Below are 1,679 nucleotides of genomic sequence, written 5' to 3' on the forward strand. Positions count from 1 at the left end.
GCGCCTGCGCGGCGTGTTCGAGCGCGTGCTGTGCGACCTCGGTGGCACGCCCGTGCGGCAGATCCCGCGCTCGCTGCTCAACAGCGCCGACGAGATCTGGCTGGTGGCCGACCAGGCCATCGGCACGCTGGTATCGCTGGACCTGGCCTTGAAGCAGCTGGAGGCACTGGGCGTGCGTGACGGTCGCCTGCAGCTGGTGATCAACCGCCATGACGAAGCCGGCGGCCTCGCACCCCAGCAGATCGCCGAGCGCTTCAGCCTGCCGCTGCTGGCCACCCTGCCCGACTGCAACCGCCTGCGCGCCAGTGCCAACCACGGCCATCTGCTGCTGCAGGATGCCCCGCGCGACCCGTACCTGCGTGCCCTCACCCCGCTGCTGGCGCGACTGGACCCGGCCCTCGCCGGCGTCCTGCCGCGTGGCTGGCGGGAAAAACTCGTCCTCCGCCTGAGTGGTCTCCCATGGAAGACAAAGTGATGCCGTTCGCGCCGCCGCATGCCCGTGCCGATACCGGCACCCTGGCCGATGCCGTGGTCCCCCCGTTCGCCCAGTCCGATGAGTACCAGAAGGTACTGGTCGCCGCCCATGAGCACCTGCTCAACAGCATCGAAGACGAACGCATCGACATCGATGCCTGGGCACCGGACACCGTGGCGCGCTACGTGCACACCCAGACCGCCATCTTCGTGCAGGAGTGGCGCATCCCGGTCAACGAGTCGGAAATGGAGGTGGTGGCCGCCGCGCTGGTCAAGGAACTGACCGGGTTCGGGCCGCTCGACGACCTGCTGCACGATCCCAGCATCGAAGACATCCTGATCAACGGCTACAAGGACATCCATGTGTCCCAGGGCGGCCGCCTGCTGCGCGCGCCGCAGCGCTTCAGCGATGACAGCCACCTGCTGCGCATCCTGCGCCGGATCCTGGCGCCGCTGGGGCGCCGGCTGGACGAGTCCAACCCGATGGTGGATGCGCGCCTGCCCAATGGCGGCCGCCTCAACGCGATCATCTCTCCCCTGGCGGTGGATGGTCCCATGGTGTCCATCCGCAAATTCCGCAAGGATCCGTTCACCCCCGATGAACTGCTGCGCATGGGCACCTTCGACCGCCCCATGCAGGCGCTGCTGCATGCCCTGGTGCTGGGCCGCTGCAACATCCTGGTATCGGGCGGCACCAGTTCGGGCAAGACCTCGCTGCTCAACGCGCTGGCCAGCTACATTCCGGCCGACGAACGCGTCATCACCGTGGAAGACACCGCCGAACTCTCGCTCAACCACCCGCACGTGGTGCGCCTGGAAAGCCGCATCGGCGGTGCGGACGGCCAGGGCGCGGTGAGCATCCGCGACCTGGTGCGCAACAGCCTGCGCATGCGCCCGGACCGCATCGTGGTGGGCGAGGTGCGCGGCGCCGAAGTACTGGAAATGCTGCAGGCCATGAACACCGGCCACGACGGCTCGATGGCCACCATCCATGCCAACTCGCCACGTGACTGCCTGTACCGGATCGAGATGCTGGCCGGCTTTGCCGGTTTCCAGGGCAGCGAAGACAGCCTGCGCCGGCAGATCGCCAGCGCGATCGACTTCATCGTGCAGATCTCGCGCCTCGGCAGTGGTCGCCGCGTGCTGGTCTCCATCACGGAAATCACCGGGGTCAGCGACAACCTGATCAGCACCCAGGAAATGTT

The 1,679-nt window shown here is 67.6% G+C and carries 1 protein-coding gene and 1 pseudogene; both read left to right on the forward strand.

Going from position 1 to position 1,679, the window contains the following annotated elements:
• A pseudogene (locus DBR34_RS23450) lies at positions 1-475 on the forward strand (fimbrial protein); the annotation flags it as partial.
• A partial coding sequence (locus DBR34_RS16205) for a CpaF family protein (protein ID WP_146186863.1) occupies positions 460-1,679 on the forward strand: 1,220 nt, incomplete at its 3' end. The pseudogene DBR34_RS23450 and the gene DBR34_RS16205, both read left to right, overlap by 16 nt.

The sequence above is a fragment of the Stenotrophomonas sp. HMWF003 genome, from assembly GCF_003061285.1.
Taxonomy (GTDB): domain Bacteria; phylum Pseudomonadota; class Gammaproteobacteria; order Xanthomonadales; family Xanthomonadaceae; genus Stenotrophomonas; species Stenotrophomonas maltophilia_AP.